Origin of the sequence: Streptomyces sp. NPDC048331, assembly GCF_043201215.1 — a bacterium.
Lineage (GTDB): Bacteria > Actinomycetota > Actinomycetes > Streptomycetales > Streptomycetaceae > Streptomyces.
Window position 1 is genome coordinate 209,997 of the sequence record NZ_JBICYT010000001.1, and the last position, 15,496, is coordinate 225,492.

General features: G+C 68.9%; 15 protein-coding genes. 3 read left to right on the forward strand and 12 right to left on the reverse strand.

Annotated elements, in window-relative coordinates:
- The first annotated feature begins 65 nt into the window (after window positions 1-65).
- From ACGFYY_RS00900 to ACGFYY_RS00910, 3 genes are all read left to right on the forward strand, one after another.
- Window positions 66-1,250 carry a sensor histidine kinase gene (locus ACGFYY_RS00900; RefSeq protein WP_393706467.1) on the forward strand — a complete coding sequence of 395 codons (1,185 nt, stop codon included), beginning with the start codon at window positions 66-68 and terminating at the stop codon, window positions 1,248-1,250.
- The gene (locus ACGFYY_RS00905) at window positions 1,247-1,900 is read left to right on the forward strand and encodes a response regulator (RefSeq protein WP_393706468.1); all 654 of its coding nucleotides are present in this window, start codon (window positions 1,247-1,249) and stop codon (window positions 1,898-1,900) included. The genes ACGFYY_RS00900 and ACGFYY_RS00905 overlap by 4 nt, the downstream gene beginning before the upstream one ends.
- Window positions 1,901-2,072: 172 nt before the next feature.
- A complete protein-coding gene (locus tag ACGFYY_RS00910) occupies window positions 2,073-3,926 on the forward strand; it encodes a glycosyl hydrolase family 18 protein (RefSeq protein WP_393706469.1) in 1,854 nt (617 codons plus the stop codon).
- An 87-nt stretch (window positions 3,927-4,013) separates the two neighbouring features.
- Here ACGFYY_RS00910 and ACGFYY_RS00915 read toward each other — a convergent pair whose 3' ends face one another.
- From ACGFYY_RS00915 to glyA, 12 genes are all read right to left on the reverse strand, one after another.
- On the reverse strand, window positions 4,014-4,460 hold the full coding sequence (locus ACGFYY_RS00915; protein ID WP_365269551.1) for a DUF2550 domain-containing protein: 447 nt from the start codon (window positions 4,458-4,460) through the stop codon (window positions 4,014-4,016).
- Window positions 4,461-4,650: 190 nt separating this feature from the next.
- The gene (locus ACGFYY_RS00920) at window positions 4,651-5,022 is read right to left on the reverse strand and encodes a F0F1 ATP synthase subunit epsilon (RefSeq protein WP_030720897.1); all 372 of its coding nucleotides are present in this window, start codon (window positions 5,020-5,022) and stop codon (window positions 4,651-4,653) included.
- A gap of 141 nt (window positions 5,023-5,163) precedes the next feature.
- Entirely contained in the window at window positions 5,164-6,606 is a 1,443-nt protein-coding gene (gene atpD, locus ACGFYY_RS00925; protein ID WP_136232537.1) for a F0F1 ATP synthase subunit beta, read from the reverse strand.
- A complete protein-coding gene (locus tag ACGFYY_RS00930) occupies window positions 6,606-7,523 on the reverse strand; it encodes a F0F1 ATP synthase subunit gamma (RefSeq protein WP_365269555.1) in 918 nt (305 codons plus the stop codon). The genes atpD and ACGFYY_RS00930 overlap by 1 nt, the downstream gene beginning before the upstream one ends.
- Window positions 7,524-7,543: 20 nt before the next feature.
- On the reverse strand, window positions 7,544-9,139 hold the full coding sequence (gene atpA, locus ACGFYY_RS00935) for a F0F1 ATP synthase subunit alpha (protein ID WP_030857153.1): 1,596 nt from the start codon (window positions 9,137-9,139) through the stop codon (window positions 7,544-7,546).
- A gap of 130 nt (window positions 9,140-9,269) precedes the next feature.
- Window positions 9,270-10,085, reverse strand: coding sequence for a F0F1 ATP synthase subunit delta (locus ACGFYY_RS00940; protein WP_365269558.1), 816 nt, complete (start codon window positions 10,083-10,085; stop codon window positions 9,270-9,272).
- Complete coding sequence (locus tag ACGFYY_RS00945; protein ID WP_030008696.1) at window positions 10,082-10,627, reverse strand: F0F1 ATP synthase subunit B; 546 nt, start codon at window positions 10,625-10,627, stop codon at window positions 10,082-10,084. Before ACGFYY_RS00945 ends, ACGFYY_RS00940 begins: the two co-directional genes overlap by 4 nt.
- 40 nt (window positions 10,628-10,667) lie before the next feature.
- Window positions 10,668-10,916 (reverse strand): ATP synthase subunit C, encoded by a 249-nt coding sequence (locus tag ACGFYY_RS00950; protein ID WP_030008695.1) that lies wholly within the window; start codon window positions 10,914-10,916, stop codon window positions 10,668-10,670.
- Between the two features lie 74 nt (window positions 10,917-10,990).
- Window positions 10,991-11,827 carry a F0F1 ATP synthase subunit A gene (gene atpB / locus ACGFYY_RS00955; protein WP_365269630.1) on the reverse strand — a complete coding sequence of 279 codons (837 nt, stop codon included), beginning with the start codon at window positions 11,825-11,827 and terminating at the stop codon, window positions 10,991-10,993.
- 210 nt (window positions 11,828-12,037) lie between these two features.
- On the reverse strand, window positions 12,038-12,487 hold the full coding sequence (locus ACGFYY_RS00960) for a hypothetical protein (RefSeq protein WP_266379868.1): 450 nt from the start codon (window positions 12,485-12,487) through the stop codon (window positions 12,038-12,040).
- A gap of 274 nt (window positions 12,488-12,761) precedes the next feature.
- Window positions 12,762-14,096: an MraY family glycosyltransferase gene (locus ACGFYY_RS00965; protein WP_393706470.1), complete on the reverse strand. Its 1,335-nt coding sequence runs from the start codon at window positions 14,094-14,096 to the stop codon at window positions 12,762-12,764.
- Window positions 14,097-14,212: 116 nt separating this feature from the next.
- Window positions 14,213-15,442 (reverse strand): serine hydroxymethyltransferase, encoded by a 1,230-nt coding sequence (gene glyA / locus ACGFYY_RS00970; protein WP_393706471.1) that lies wholly within the window; start codon window positions 15,440-15,442, stop codon window positions 14,213-14,215.
- Window positions 15,443-15,496 lie beyond the last annotated feature (54 nt).

The window sequence follows — 15,496 nt, forward strand, 5'->3', positions numbered from 1 at the left end:
CGATGTAGCCGCGCTTCGGCCTCTCCGCCGACGTGCGGGGCCCGCGCACCCTGTTGGATGGGAACGTGACCGAGAAGAACCTGCGCCCCCACCGTGACGACGTCTTCCTCGCGGTGGTCAGCACGGCCGCGGGCCTGGCCTTCTGGTCGCTCGGCGTCTACAGCAGCCCCGGCCGGGGCTTCCTGCCGGCCTGGGCGGCGCTGGTCCCGCTCGTGGCCCTCGGTGCGATGGAGCTGCTGCGCCGCACCAAGCCGAACCTGACCCTGACCGTCGGCACGGTCGGGGTGATCGCCGACCAGTTCACGGTCGGCAGCCTCGCCACCGTCGTGATCTTCACCGACCTGATGTACGCGGCCGTCGTGTACGGGAAACCGGCCATGGCCCGGCGCCTCCCGGTCACCACCGGCCTGATCACCCTCGTGGTCACCATCGCCTCGCTGGCCTGGCTGCGTACCCCGCAGGCCCTGCTGATCGGGGCGGTCACCGGCATCGTCAGCTTCGGCCCGGCCCTGACCGGCGCCACCCTGCGCAACCACCGCGAGGCCGCCGTGGCCGCCCGGCTGCGCGCCGAGCAGACCGCGCTGTTGGCCGAGATGGACCGCAGCCAGGCGGTGGCCGCCGAGCGCGCCCGGATGGCCCGGGAGCTGCACGACATGGTGGCCAACCACCTCTCCGCCATCGCCATCCACTCCACCGCCGCGCTCTCCATCGACAAGGCCGACACCAGCCGGGACGCGCTCGGTGTGATCCGCGAGAACAGCGTGCAGGGACTGGCCGAGATGCGCCGTCTGATCGGGCTGCTGCGGGACGCCGGCGGCGACAAGGAACCGGTCGCCGTGCCCTCGCTGGACGGCCTGGAGGCCCTGCTCGGGCAGGCCAGGACCAACGGCTCGGCGAGCGGGCTGACGTTCGTGCTCCACGACGAGCGGCCCCCCGCGGAGTCGGCGGCCGCGCCCGTGGAGCTGGCGGCGTACCGGATCGTCCAGGAGTCGCTGACCAATGCCCTCAAGCACGCCGCCCCGGGCACGGTCACGGTCCGCGTGGCGCACGCGGACGGGCTGCTGAGCGTACGGGTGGACTCGCCCTACGGGGACCGGCCCGGGCCGCGCGCCCCGGGCTCGGGCGCCGGGCTGATCGGCATGCGGGAGCGGACGGAGCTGCTGGGCGGAGAGTTCACGGCGGGGCGGTCCGGTGCGGTGTGGCAGGTACGGGCGACACTGCCCGCGGAGGAGAAAGCGGTGGAGGCATGACCATTCGGGTGGTGGTGGCGGAGGATCAGGGAGCGGTCCGGGCCGGGCTGGTGCTCATCCTGCGCAGCGCGGGCGACATCGAGGTGGTGGGCGAGGCCACCGACGGGGAGGAGGCCGTGCGCCTGGCCCGGGAGCTACGGCCGGATCTTGTCCTCATGGACGTGCAGATGCCCCGGCTCGACGGCGTGTCCGCGACCCGTCAGGTGGTCTCGGAGGGGCTGGCCGACGTCCTGGTGCTGACCACCTTCGACCTCGACGAGTACGTCTTCGGGGCACTGCGGGCGGGAGCCGCGGGCTTCCTGCTGAAGAACGCGGACGCCGCGGAGCTGATCGAGGCGGTACGGACCGTCGCGCGCGGCGAGGGCCTGATCGCCCCGGCGGTGACCCGGCGGCTGATCGCGGAGTTCGCGGCGCCCCGGCCGGCGCGGCCTGCCCCGGCGCCGGAGCGGGCCGCGGCGGTCGCCTCCCTCACCCGGCGGGAGCGGGAGGTGCTGAGCGCTCTGGGCGAAGGTCTGTCGAACGCGGAGATCGCGGCGCGCCTGGAGATGGCGGAGGCGACGGCCAAGACGCACGTCAGCAGGCTGCTCGGCAAGTTGGAGCTGCGCAGCAGGCTCCAAGCGGCAGTGCTGGCACAGGAGTTGGGGATATGAACGGCTCCGCCCGCACCGGTCTGGACCTCTTGACGGTTGGTCCAGACCTTTCTACGCTCGCCGGAACACTGTGGTGAGCGTGCCATGACAAAGCGTGCTCACGGGCGGCGCAGGTCCCACCCCCATGTCGTAGTCGGCCCCACGACCTCGACGGACCTACGGAGGATCACCCTTGAGCACAGCATCCCCACCCCGCACCAGGCGCACCCGGTTCTTCGGTCGGGTCGCGGCGATCGTGGCCGCACTCGCGCTGCCCGTCTCCGGCCTCGTCGCACTGGCCGGCCCGGCCCAGGCGGCCGCCTCCGCGACCGCGACGTACACCAAGGTCTCCGACTGGGGCTCCGGCTTCGAGGGCAAGTGGGTGGTGAAGAACACCGGCACCACCAGCCTCAGCAGCTGGACCGTGGAGTGGGACTACCCGGCGGGCACCTCGGTCACCTCCGCCTGGGACGCCACCGTGACCGGCTCGGGCACCCACTGGACCGCCAAGAACCTCGGCTGGAACGGGACCCTGGCCCCAGGGGCCACCGCGAGCTTCGGCTTCAACGGCTCCGGCGGCGGCGCGCCGAGCGGCTGCAAGATCAACGGCGCCTCCTGCGACGGCGGCACCCAGCCCGGCGACACTCCCCCCACGGCTCCCGGCACCCCCACCGCGAGCAACATCGCCGACACCTCGCTCACCCTGACCTGGACCCCGGCCACGGACGACAAGGGCGTCAAGAACTACGACGTCTACCGGGGCTCCAGCAAGATCGCCACGGTCACCGGGACCAGCTACGCCGACTCCGGCCTGACCAAGGGCACGACGTACACCTACAGCGTCACCGCCCGCGACACCGTCGACCAGACCGGCCCCTCCTCCGGCTCGGCGACGGTGACGACCACCGGCGGGGTCATCCCCCCGGACCCGGGCGGCAAGGTCAAGCTGGGGTACTTCACCAACTGGGGCGTCTACGGCCGCAACTACCACGTGAAGAACCTGGTCACCTCCGGCACGGCCGGCAAGATCACCCACATCAACTACGCCTTCGGCAACGTCCAGAACGGCCAGTGCACCATCGGTGACGCCTACGCCGACTACGACAAGGCCTACACCGCCGACCAGAGCGTCGACGGCGTCGCCGACACCTGGGACCAGCCGCTGCGCGGCAACTTCAACCAGCTGCGCAAGCTGAAGAAGGCCTACCCGAACATCAAGATCCTGTGGTCCTTCGGCGGCTGGACCTGGTCCGGCGGCTTCCCGCAGGCCGCCGCCAACCCGACCGCCTTCGCCCAGTCCTGCTACAACCTGGTCGAGGACCCGCGCTGGGCGGACGTCTTCGACGGCATCGACCTGGACTGGGAGTACCCGAACGCCTGCGGCCTGTCCTGCGACACCAGCGGAGCGGCCGCCTTCAAGAACCTGATGCAGGCCGTGAAGGCACGGTTCGGGGCGAACAACCTGGTCACCGCGGCCATCACCGCCGACGCCTCGGACGGCGGCAAGATCGACAAGGCCGACTACGCGGGCGCCGCGCAGTACACCGACTTCTACAACGTCATGACGTACGACTTCTTCGGGGCGTGGGCGGCCCAGGGCCCGACGGCCCCGCACTCCCCGCTCACCTCCTACGCGGGCATCCCGCAGGCCGGCTTCAACTCGGCCGACGCCATCGCCAAGCTCAAGGCCAAGGGCGTGCCCGGCTCGAAGCTCAACCTCGGCATCGGCTTCTACGGCCGCGGCTGGACCGGCGTCACCCAGGCAGCCCCCGGCGGCACCGCCACCGGACCGGCCCCGGGCACGTACGAGCAGGGCATCGAGGACTACAAGGTCCTCAAGAACAGCTGCCCGGCCACCGGCACCGTCGCCGGCACCGCCTACGCCAAGTGCGGCAGCAACTGGTGGAGCTACGACACCCCCGCCACCATCGCCGGGAAGATGACCTGGGCCAAGCAGCAGGGCCTCAGGGGAGCCTTCTACTGGGAGTTCAGCGGAGACACCACGAACGGTGAACTCGCGAACGCGGTCCACACCGGGCTCCAGTAGACATACCGAAGCCGGGGAGACGGGTCCGCCCCCGTCTCCCCGGCTTCTCGATCGCTCGGCCCTAGGGCCTGATCCGAAGGACAGGCCCTAGGCCACGTTCACCCGCTGGCCGGGCGGCGCCGCCTCCAGCCAGGCGAGGAATCCGGTCAGCGCGTCCTCGCTCATCGCCAGCTCCAGGCGGGTCCCCCGATGGAGACAGCCGAGCACGACGGCATCGGAGAGCAGCGCCAGCTCCTCCTCGCCCTCCGGGGCACGGCGGGCGACGACCTCGATGGAGGACCGCTCCAGCATCCGGCGCGGGCGAGGGGAGTACGAGAACACCCGGAACCACTCGATCCGGTCACCGCTGTAGCGCGCGACCCCGTACACCCAGCCCTTGCCGGAGATGTCGGGCTCCTCGGACACGCCCCAGCGCATGCTGCAGTCGAAGGTGCCGCCGGACCGCTGGATGAGTCTGCGGCGCAGCCCGAAGACGAACAGCCCGATCACCACCAGGGTTACGACCAGGCCGCTCACAAGCAGAGCGAGGAGCATCTTCACCGACCTCCTCGCTCATCGACTACACATGAGAAACCGGGGACCCCCCCAGACGGAGTCTGGGGGAGGACCCGCATCGCCTCAGCCGCGACCCGGTCTGGAAAATTCCAGCACGGACCGCGGCTGAGGTCTGCCGAGTCCCGAAGGTCGCCCCCCGGGACTCGAATGATCAAACTCCGTCGGGCGTTCAGCCCGTTACGGCGCGCAGCCGGACATCAGCGCGACGCTCGGCGGCCGCGTCGGCCTCCGACTTCGCGCGCTCCAGTGCCCGCTCCGCACGCTGGACGTCAATCTCGTCCGCGAGCTCGGCGATCTCGGCCAGCAGGGACAGCTTGTTGTCCGCGAACGAGATGAAACCGCCGTGCACCGCGGCGACGACGGTGTTGCCGTCGCTGGTACGGATGGTCACCGGGCCCGATTCCAGCACACCGAGAAGCGGCTGGTGACCGGGCATGACGCCGATGTCGCCGGACGTGGTGCGGGCGACAACAAGGGTGGCCTCGCCGGACCAGACATTGCGGTCCGCCGCGACCAGCTCGACGTGCAGCTCAGCAGCCAAGGTGGCTCCTCGGGTCACCACCCGGCGGGTCGGCCGGGTGTTGGGTCAAATTCTAATGGGCGTGGGGAGAGGGACGGGACACACCCGCCCCTCTCCGTCGAAACCTGCGAACCGGATGCACTCCTCGCGGAGCGCGCCGGATCAGGAGACGCCCAGCTCCTTGGCGTTGGCCTTCAGGTCCTCGATGCCACCGCACAGGAAGAACGCCTGCTCGGGGAAGTGGTCGTAGTCACCGTCGCAGATCGCGTTGAACGCGGTGATCGACTCGTCGAGCGGAACGTCCGAACCGTCCACACCGGTGAACTGCTTCGCCACGTGGGTGTTCTGCGACAGGAAGCGCTCGACACGACGGGCACGGTGGACAACGAGCTTGTCCTCCTCGCCCAGCTCGTCGATACCGAGGATCGCGATGATGTCCTGGAGGTCCTTGTACTTCTGCAGGATCCCCTTGACGCGCATCGCCGTGGCGTAGTGGTCCGCCGCGATGTACCGCGGGTCGAGGATGCGGGACGTCGAGTCCAGCGGGTCCACGGCCGGGTAGATGCCCTTCTCGGAGATCGGACGGGAGAGAACCGTCGTCGCGTCGAGGTGGGCGAAGGTGGTCGCCGGCGCCGGGTCGGTCAGGTCGTCCGCGGGGACGTAGATCGCCTGCATCGAGGTGATCGAGTGACCACGGGTCGAGGTGATGCGCTCCTGGAGGAGACCCATCTCGTCGGCCAGGTTCGGCTGGTAACCCACCGCGGAGGGCATACGGCCGAGCAGGGTCGACACCTCGGAACCCGCCTGGGTGTACCGGAAGATGTTGTCGATGAAGAAGAGCACGTCCTGCTTCTGCACATCGCGGAAGTACTCCGCCATGGTCAGACCGGCCAGGGCGACGCGCAGACGGGTGCCCGGGGGCTCGTCCATCTGGCCGAAGACAAGCGCCGTCTTGTCGATGACGCCGGAGTCGGCCATCTCCTCGATGAGGTCGTTGCCCTCACGGGTACGCTCACCGACGCCCGCGAACACCGACACACCGTCGTGGTTGTTGGCGACGCGGTAGATCATTTCCTGGATCAGAACGGTCTTGCCGACACCGGCACCACCGAACAGACCGATCTTTCCACCCTTGACGTACGGGGTGAGAAGGTCGATGACCTTGACGCCGGTCTCGAACATCTCGGTCTTCGACTCGAGCTCGTCGAAGCGAGGGGCCTTGCGGTGGATCGGCCAGCGCTCGGTGACGTTGGCGTTCTCCTCCGGGTAGTTCAGCACCTCACCCAGGGTGTTGAAGACCTTGCCCTTGGTGAAGTCACCGACGGGGACGGTGATGCCCTCGCCCGTGTCGGTCACCGGGGCCTGGCGGACCAGGCCGTCGGTCGGCTGCATCGAGATGGTACGGACGAGGCCGTCACCCAGGTGCTGCGCGACCTCGAGGGTCAGGGTCTTCAGCGCGCCGTCCTCGGCCGGGTCGGTGACCTGGACCTTCAGCGCGTTGTAGATGTCAGGCATGGCGTCGACGGGGAACTCCACGTCGACGACCGGGCCGATGACCCGGGCGACGCGGCCCGTGGCGGCGGCCGTCTCAACAGAGGTCGTCATTACTTGTCACTCCCCGCGGTCGCGTCAGCCATGGCGCTCGCGCCACCGACGATCTCGCTGATTTCCTGGGTGATTTCGGCCTGGCGGGCCGCGTTGGCAAGCCGGGAGAGGCTCTTGATGAGGTCTCCGGCGTTGTCGGTCGCCGCCTTCATCGCGCGGCGGCGGGCGGCGTGCTCGGAAGCGGCCGACTGCAGCAGTGCGTTGTAGATGCGGCTTTCGACGTAGCGCGGCAGAAGGGCGTCGAGGACGTCCTCCGCCGACGGCTCGAAGTCGAACAGCGGAAGGATCTCGCCCTTCGCACCGGTCTCCTCCGGAGCCTGGTCAAGGCTGAGCGGCAGCATCCGGCCGTCGACCGGGTTCTGCGTCATCATCGACACGAATTCCGTGTAGACGATGTGCAGCTCGTCGACGCCACCTTCGGCCGTCTCGGTCTGGATGGCCTCGATCAGCGGCCCGGCGACGCGCTTGGCGTCGGCGTAGGCCGGGCTGTCGGTGAAGCCGGTCCACGAATCCACGACCTTGCGCTCGCGGAAGCCGTAGTAAGCCAGACCCTTGCGGCCGACGATGTAGGTGTCGACGTCCTTGCCCTCAGCACGCAGCCGCTCGGTGAGCCGCTCCGCCTGCTTGATGGCGTTCGAGGAGTAGCCGCCGGCCAGACCGCGGTCGCTCGTGATGAGCAGGATCGCGGCACGGGTCGGCGTCTCGACCTCGGTGGTCAGGGCGTGCTTGGTGTTCGAACCGGTCGCCACCGCGGTCACCGCACGGGTGAGCTCGGTCGCGTACGGCATCGACGCCGCCACCTTGCGCTGCGCCTTGACGATGCGCGAGGCGGCGATCATCTCCATCGCCTTGGTGATCTTCTTGGTCGCCGTGATGGCACGGATGCGACGCTTGTAGACCCGGAGCTGCGCTCCCATGAGTCAGGTCCCTTCCGTCGTCACTTGGAGACGTTGACGGCCGGTGCGTCCTCGCCCAGGAGCTTGCCGTCCGAGGTCTCGAACTGACGCTTGAAGCCGGCGATGGCGTCCGCGATGGAGGACAGGGTGTCGTCCGACATCTTGCCGCCGTCGGCGATGGAGGTGAGGAGGTCCTTGCGCTCGCGGCGCAGGTGCTCCAGCAGCTCCGACTCGAAGCGACGGATGTCGTTGACCGGAACGTCGTCCATCTTGCCGGTGGTGCCGGCCCAGACGGAGACGACCTGCTCCTCGACGGGCATCGGCTGGTACTGGCCCTGCTTCAGCAGCTCGACCAGACGCTTGCCGCGCTCCAGCGAAGCCTTCGACGCGGCGTCCAGGTCGGAACCGAAGGCGGCGAACGCCTCCAGCTCGCGGTACTGGGCCAGGTCCAGACGCAGACGGCCGGAAACCTGCTTCATGGCCTTGTGCTGGGCGGAGCCACCGACGCGGGAGACCGAGATACCGACGTTCAGCGCCGGGCGCTGGCCCGCGTTGAACAGGTCGGACTCCAGGAAGCACTGGCCGTCGGTGATGGAGATGACGTTGGTCGGGATGAACGCCGACACGTCGTTCGCCTTGGTCTCGACGATCGGCAGACCGGTCATCGAACCGGCACCCATGTCGTCGGACAGCTTCGCGCAGCGCTCCAGCAGACGGGAGTGCAGGTAGAAGACGTCACCCGGGTAGGCCTCGCGGCCCGGCGGGCGGCGCAGCAGCAGCGACACGGCGCGGTAGGCGTCGGCCTGCTTCGACAGGTCGTCGAAGATGATCAGGACGTGCTTGCCGGCGTACATCCAGTGCTGACCGATGGCCGAACCGGTGTACGGCGCCAGGTACTTGAAGCCGGCCGGGTCGGACGCCGGGGCGGCGACGATCGTCGTGTACTCGAGCGCGCCGGCGTCTTCCAGGGCGCCGCGAACGGACGCGATGGTCGAGCCCTTCTGGCCGATGGCGACGTAGATGCAGCGAACCTGCTTGTTCACGTCGCCCGAGCGCCAGTTGTCGCGCTGGTTGATGATCGTGTCGACGGCCAGAGCGGTCTTACCCGTCTGACGGTCACCGATGATCAGCTGACGCTGACCGCGGCCGACCGGCACCATGGCGTCGATGGCCTTGTAGCCGGTCTGCATCGGCTCGTGGACGGACTTACGGACCATGACGCCAGGAGCCTGGAGCTCCAGGGCGCGACGGCCTTCGGTCGCGATCTCGCCGAGACCGTCGATCGGGTTGCCGAGCGGGTCGACGACGCGGCCGAGGTAGCCCTCGCCGACGCCGACCGAGAGCACCTCACCGGTGCGCTGCACCGGCTGGCCCTCCTCGATACCGCTGAACTCGCCGAGGACGACCGCACCGATCTCGCGCTCCTCGAGGTTGAGGGCGAGACCGAGGGTGCCGTCCTCGAACTTCAGCAGCTCGTTCGCCATGGCGGAGGGCAGACCCTCCACCTTCGCGATGCCGTCGCCGGCAACGCTGACCGTTCCGACCTCCTCGCGCGAGGCCGCGTCCGGCTGGTACGACTGGACAAAGTTCTCCAGTGCGTCCCGGATCTCCTCCGGCCGGATCGTGAGCTCCGCCATCTGGGTTCCCTGCTCTCCTTGTTGGGCCTGAAGCTTCTTAGGGGTCTGGGGGCGACCCCCAGGAATCTTCTGCAAGTTCTGCACGGCCCAACCGGGCCGCTAGGAATGCTTCTGTTCTTTTGGTGGCTGGTCAGCCGGCCATGCGGCGCGACGCCTCGGCGAGGCGGTCCGCGATGGTGCCGTCGATGACCTCGTCGCCGACTCGCACCGAGATCCCGCCGAGGACCTCGGGGTCCACGTCGAGGTTCAGGTGCATCTGTCGGCCGTACAGCTTGGCCAGCACAGCGCCGAGACGCGCCCGCTGCACGTCGCTGAGCGGAACCGCGCTGGTCACAGTGGCGACCATGCGGTTGCGGCGCTCGGCGGCGAGCGTGGAAAGGGACTCCAGTCCCGCTTCCAGGCTACGTCCACGCGGCTGCGTGACAAGACGGATCACCAGGCGCTCGGTGACGGCGTTCGCCTTGCCGCCGAGCAGGCTGCGCAGCAGCTCGCTCTTGGCGGAGGCGGTGGCCGCACGGTCGGTCAGCGCGGCACGCAGCTCGGTGTTCGAGGAGACGATCCGGCCGAAGCGGAAGATCTCGTCCTCGACGTTGTCGAGTGCGCCACCCTGCTGGGCGGCCGTGAGGTCGGCGGTGGCCGCCAGCTCCTCCAGCGCGTCCACCAGGTCGCGGGACTGCGACCAGCGGGACCGGACCATGCCGGACACCAGGTCGAGGGTTTCCCCGCCGACCTGGCCGCCGAGCAGCCGACCGGCCAGCTCGGCCTTGGCCTCGCCGGACTGCGCCGGGTCCGTGATGACCCGACGCAGCGAGACCTCACGGTCGAGCAGCGCGGTGACGGCAGCCAGCTCACCGGCGAGCTTCGCCGCGTCGACGGACGTGTTGTCCGTCAGCGCGTCGAGACGCTCACGCGCGGAGGCCAGCGCCTCGCGGCTCGCTCCGTTCATCGGGCCGCCTCGGCCTTCTCCTCAAGCTCGCTGAGGAAGCGGTCGATGGTGCGGCTCTGCCGGGCGTGGTCCTCGAGGGACTCGCCGACGAGCTTTCCGGCCAGGTCGGTGGCGAGCTTGCCCACGTCCTGACGCAGCGCCTGAGAGGCGGCCTTACGGTCCGCCGCGATCTGGGCGTGGCCGGCAGCGATGATCTCCTCACGCTGCCGCTGGCCCTCTGCGCGCAGTTCTTCCTTGAGCGCAGTGCCCTGCTCCAGCGCTTCCTGGCGCAGGCGCGCGGCCTCGTGCCGGGCTTCGGCGAGCTGGGCCTTGTACTGCTCCAGCACGCTCTGGGCCTCGGTCTGAGCGGCCTCAGCCTTCTCGATACCGCCCTCGATGGCCTCGCGACGCTCGTCCAGAACCTTGTTGATGTTCGGGAGGAGCTTCTTCGCGAGGAAACCGAAGACGATGACGAAGGCGATCAGACCGATGACGAGCTCGGGGATCGGCGGGATGAGGGGGTTTTCCGCCTCTTCGGCCGCGAGCTGAACCAGAGGGTTCACATCAGTGCCTTCCGACTAAAGGGTCTGTTCGCTACCGGGATCAGGAGGTCGGGTAGACGAACGGCATGACCAGACCGATGAGGGCGAGCGCCTCACAGAAGGCGAAGCCGAGGATCTGGTTGGCGCGGATCAGGCCGGCGGCCTCGGGCTGGCGGGCCAGGGCCTGGGTGCCGTTACCGAAGATGATGCCGACGCCGACGCCGGGGCCGATGGCCGCGAGGCCGTAACCGATGGAGCCGAGGTTGCCCTTGATTTCGACGCCAGCAGCGAGGGTCTGGAGAGCGGACATGCCGGTTCTTCCTTCTCTTTCATGGACCGGTGGGGGTTGGCCACCGGACGACTGGTGGTTTGGGGGTGGGGCGGTCAGTGGTGCTCGGCGACGGCGCCCTGGAGGAAGCTGCAGGCCAGCAGCACGAAGACGTAGGCCTGGACAGCCTGGATGAAGAGCTCGAACGCGGTCATCACGATGACCATCACGAAGGACACGCCCGCGTAGGCGATGCCGATGCCGTTCAGCAGGTACCAGCTGGCGATCGTGAAGAGCAGCAGCAGGGTGTGACCGGCGAACATGTTCGCGAAGAGACGGACCGCGTGGGTGAAGGGGCGGACGATCACGTTCGAGAAGAACTCGATCAGCATGACCAGCGGCAGGATGCCACCCAGCGACTTGTCGTAGCCCGTGAGGTTCTTCAGGCCGCCGACGAACCCGTGGCGCTTGAAGGTGACCGACATCCACATGAAGTAGATGACCAGGGCCATACCGGCCGGGTACGCGATGACCGCGGTCACCGGGAACTGGGCGACCGGAATGATCGACCAGAGGTTCAGGATCCAGACGAAGAAGAACGTCGCGACCATGAAGGGGACGTACTTCTCGCCCTCCTTCTTGCCCATCGTTTCGTAGACGATGCCGCGGCGCACGAAGTCGTAGCCGGCTTCGGCGACCATCTGGAGCTTCCCCGGGACCATCTTCGGCTTGGCGAAGGCGGCCCAGAAGAAACCGACGATGATGACGGACCCGAGCAGGGCCAGGAGCATCGTCTTGTTGAAGTAGACGGCTCCGTCCATGTCGCCGAAGATCGGCTCGAACAGGAACGAGTGCAGGCCAGGAGCCGGGAAACCACAGCCGTCGAAGATGTGGCAATCGGTCTCGAAGGCGAGCACCTGCGTCGGGTCAGCACTCACCGCGGGCTCCTTCAGCGTGGCGCATAGGTACGGCAACCTCGTTGTGTCGGCGCGGCGCACAGCCGCGGTTCGGCACGGGACTGGTCTTACGGATGTGGGGGCGGCTTGCAGGCAGTGAGCCTCGCGATTGAGCAGGCGTCAGCTCAGCTGCCTGCGCCCGCGATGCCGCATATGGCACCGGACGATAGCAGCATCTCGAACGCGCACTTATTCCGCCCCTACCGTTCACGACGAGGGCCCCGTGTTTTCAGGCTTCTCACCCTTGCCACGCTTGGTGGTGGACTCGGGCTCGACGTAAAGGATCTTGGCCTTCATGTGCGCGCGCGTCTGCGCGGCGATCCAAGCAAGGGTCGCCGCGACGATGGTGATCGCGAATGCCCTGGGATTGAACAGCGTCGTGTTCTTGAACACGGCGACGAAGACGAAGAGCAGCAGGATCTGGGTCGTGTAGAGCGCCAGACCCATCATCTGGAACAGGTGCGGCAGCGACCGCGCCGTCCGCTGCAGGATGACGAATCCGATACCCATGAAGAGAATCACGACGACCGTGGCCGCGATCGCCCCGATCGCCCCCTTACCGCCCGCGACCACGCCACTGACGATGGCGGCGACAGCGCCGACGGCAGCGGTGGGTACGGCGGTGTGCAGAAGGGTTCGGGCGTCATCGGACAGCATGGCGCATGGCTCCGCGTGATGGTGGGGTAACGGGACTCGTACAGGACGAGCGTAAGCCCGGTCCGAGAGAGGACCTCGGGCCAAGGGACCGTCGCACTACGGTCCTTCGGCTCTGTCGCCGGGTTTAGTGAACGGTATCACAAACTATTTGATGAGAGCTTTACCTGCTGGGTGTGCCGACTGTCACACATGAGAGTGACCCTGCGCGTGTGTGCGCGACAGGAAGGCGGCTTGTCTGGTAAAGGCCATCCATGTCCGACATGCGAATCGACCGTCAGCGGGTGGATTCAGCCTTACGCCGGTCGGGGAAGCGCGAACGGGGGCCCACGGCGGTCGCTCCGTTGACGCCGGAGACACCCGCGGCGATCGGCCTCGCCGCCTCCGGCTCCGCACCCGAGGCATTCCGCGCGGCCGCCTCGGCGGCGGCCTCCGCGGCGCGTGCGGCATGGCGGTAGCGCGGCGGAACCAGACCTTCCGCCCAGCGCGGGGCGCGTGGGGTGAAGCGCGGAAGCAGCAGCAGGATCAGGCCGACCGCACTCAGCGCGACGATCGCCAGCACGATCCACATGGTGGCGGAATGCACCGAATAGGCCACCGTGCCGAAGGCGATCAGCCCCGACCAGAAGTACATGATCATGACCGCGCGGCTGTGCGAATGTCCGAGTTCCAGCAGCCGGTGGTGGAGGTGTCCGCGGTCGGCGGCGAAGGGCGACTGGCCCTTCCACGTACGCCGGACGATGGCCAGGACCAGGTCCGCCATCGGGATCGCGATGACCGTCAGCGGCAGGATCAGCGGGATGTAGGCGGGGAGCATCGCGTGCGTCGCGTTGCGCTCACCACCGGCGAAGAGGGCCAGCGCGTCCGGGTCCACCTGACCGGTGAGGGAGATCGCGGAGGCGGCCAGCACGAGGCCGATGAGCATCGAGCCGGAGTCGCCCATGAAGATCCGGGCGGGGTGCATGTTGTGCGGCAGGAAACCCAGGCACATGCCCATGAGGATCGCGGCGAAGAGGGTCGCCGGCGCCGCCGACTCGATGCCGTAGCCGAACCAGATCCGGTACGCGTAGAGGAAGAGCGCGGCCGCGGCGATGCAGACCATGCCGGCGGCGAGGCCGTCCAGGCCGTCGACGAAGTTCACGGCGTTGATGGTGATGACGACGAGGGCGACGGTGAGCAGGTTGCCCTGCCACTGGGTGAGCGGGACCGTACCGATACCCGGGACGGGGATCCACAGGATGGTCAGACCCTGCATGACCATCACACCGGCGGAGATCATCTGCGCGCCGAGCTTGATCAGGGCGTCGAGCTCGAACTTGTCGTCGAGGACGCCGACCAGCCAGATCAGGGCCGCGCCGGAGAGCAGCGCGCGGGGTTCGTTCGAGAGCTCGAAGACGCCGTTGAGGTTGCGCAGGTGGTCCGCGACCAGCAGGCCCGCGCACAGACCGCCGAACATGGCGATGCCGCCCAGTCGCGGTGTGGGCTCGCGGTGCACGTCGCGGGCGCGGATCTCCGGCATGGCCCCGGCCGCGATCGCGAACTTCCGCACGGGCCCGGTCAGCAGGTAGGTCACCGCGACCGTGACGCAAAGCGTCAGCAGATATTCACGCACGGGCTGCCCCAGATGTATCGCCGGCCATCTCAGCCCCACACATTAGCTGCGATGTCACCTTCATCGAGGACGCGAGGGGGCGGTATCCCGGTTCCAGTACGCCCTGCTTGTCCTGCTTACTCCCCGTAAGGGGGAAATCCTGTCGTGAGCTCGCCGACCTCCGTACGTGTTTTCACGCCGTCGCCGTCCAGCGCCGCGGCGAACAACGCCGCGATCCGGACCATCTCCGGCTCCCCCATCCCCTGGGTGGTCACGGCGGCGGTTCCCAGCCGGACGCCGCGCTGGTCCCCGTACGGGAGGGCGCAGGTGTCCAGCACGATCCCGGCGGCGGCCAGCCGACCGCGGGCGGTCGGGCCGTCCACGCCCAGCGGCGCGGGATCGGCGGTGATCAGATGGGTGTCGGTGCCGCCGGTGGTGACCGTGAACCCGTGCTCCTGGAGCGCGCCCGCCAGGACCCGGGCATTGGCGACGACCCGGTGCGCGTAGGTGGTGTACGCCGGCCGGGCCGCCTCGCCGAAGGCCACGGCCTTCGCGGCGATGGTGTGCATCTGGGCCCCGCCCTGGGTGAAGGGGAACACCGCCCGGTCGACGCGCTCCGCGTACTCGGCGCCGCACAGCAGCATGCCGCCGCGCGGGCCGCGCAGCACCTTGTGCGTGGTCGCGCAGACGATGTCGGCGTACGGGACGGGGCTGGGCGCGGCCCCACCGGCCACGAGGCCGATCGGGTGGGCGGCGTCCACGATGAGGTGGGCGCCGACCTCGTCGGCGATCTCCCGGAAGGCCGAGTACTCGGGGTGGCGGGGGTAGGAGATGGAGCCGCACACGATCGCCTCGGGCCGGTGCGTGCGGGCGAGGCGCTGGACCTGCCGGTAGTCGATGAGGCCCGTCGCCGGGTCGACGCCGTACCCGACGAAGTCGAACCACCGTCCGGAGAGGTTCGCCGGCGACCCGTGGGTGAGGTGTCCGCCGTACGGGAGCCCCATCGCCAGCACGGTGTCGCCGGGCCGCAGCAGGGCGGCGTACGCGGCGAGGACGGCGGAGGATCCGGAGTGCGGCTGCACGTTCGCGTGCTCGGCGCCGAAGAGTGCCTTGGCCCGCTCCACGGCGGTCCGCTCGGCCAGATCGGCGTACTCGCACCCGCCGTGGTGCCGGGCGCCGGGGTAACCCTCGGCGTACTTGTTGGCGAGCGCGGAGCCGAGCGTGGCGAGCACGGCGGACGAGGTGAAGTTCTCCGCGGCGCTCAGCTGCAAGGTGTCGGCCTGCCGCTGCCGCTCCCCGGCCAGTACGTCGGCCATCTGCGGGTCCTGCGCGCGCAGCAGGTCCGTGGGCTGGGTGATGACGCTCATGGCGGCGCTCCAGGGGGTACCGGGTTACCAGCCACTGTAGGCCCGCGGACCCCA

What these genes read in the sequence shown, in the direction of transcription:
- ACGFYY_RS00960 (WP_266379868.1), bottom strand. Translation starts at nt 12,487, where the DNA reads ATGCTGTCCGATGACGCCCGAACCCTTCTGCACACCGCCGTACCCACC.
- glyA (WP_393706471.1), bottom strand. Translation starts at nt 15,442, where the DNA reads ATGAGCGTCATCACCCAGCCCACGGACCTGCTGCGCGCGCAGGACCCG.
- ACGFYY_RS00940 (WP_365269558.1), bottom strand. Translation starts at nt 10,085, where the DNA reads ATGAACGGAGCGAGCCGCGAGGCGCTGGCCTCCGCGCGTGAGCGTCTC.
- ACGFYY_RS00950 (WP_030008695.1), bottom strand. Translation starts at nt 10,916, where the DNA reads ATGTCCGCTCTCCAGACCCTCGCTGCTGGCGTCGAAATCAAGGGCAAC.
- atpD (WP_136232537.1), bottom strand. Translation starts at nt 6,606, where the DNA reads ATGACGACCTCTGTTGAGACGGCCGCCGCCACGGGCCGCGTCGCCCGG.
- atpA (WP_030857153.1), bottom strand. Translation starts at nt 9,139, where the DNA reads ATGGCGGAGCTCACGATCCGGCCGGAGGAGATCCGGGACGCACTGGAG.
- ACGFYY_RS00930 (WP_365269555.1), bottom strand. Translation starts at nt 7,523, where the DNA reads ATGGGAGCGCAGCTCCGGGTCTACAAGCGTCGCATCCGTGCCATCACG.
- ACGFYY_RS00905 (WP_393706468.1), top strand. Translation starts at nt 1,247, where the DNA reads ATGACCATTCGGGTGGTGGTGGCGGAGGATCAGGGAGCGGTCCGGGCC.
- ACGFYY_RS00915 (WP_365269551.1), bottom strand. Translation starts at nt 4,460, where the DNA reads ATGCTCCTCGCTCTGCTTGTGAGCGGCCTGGTCGTAACCCTGGTGGTG.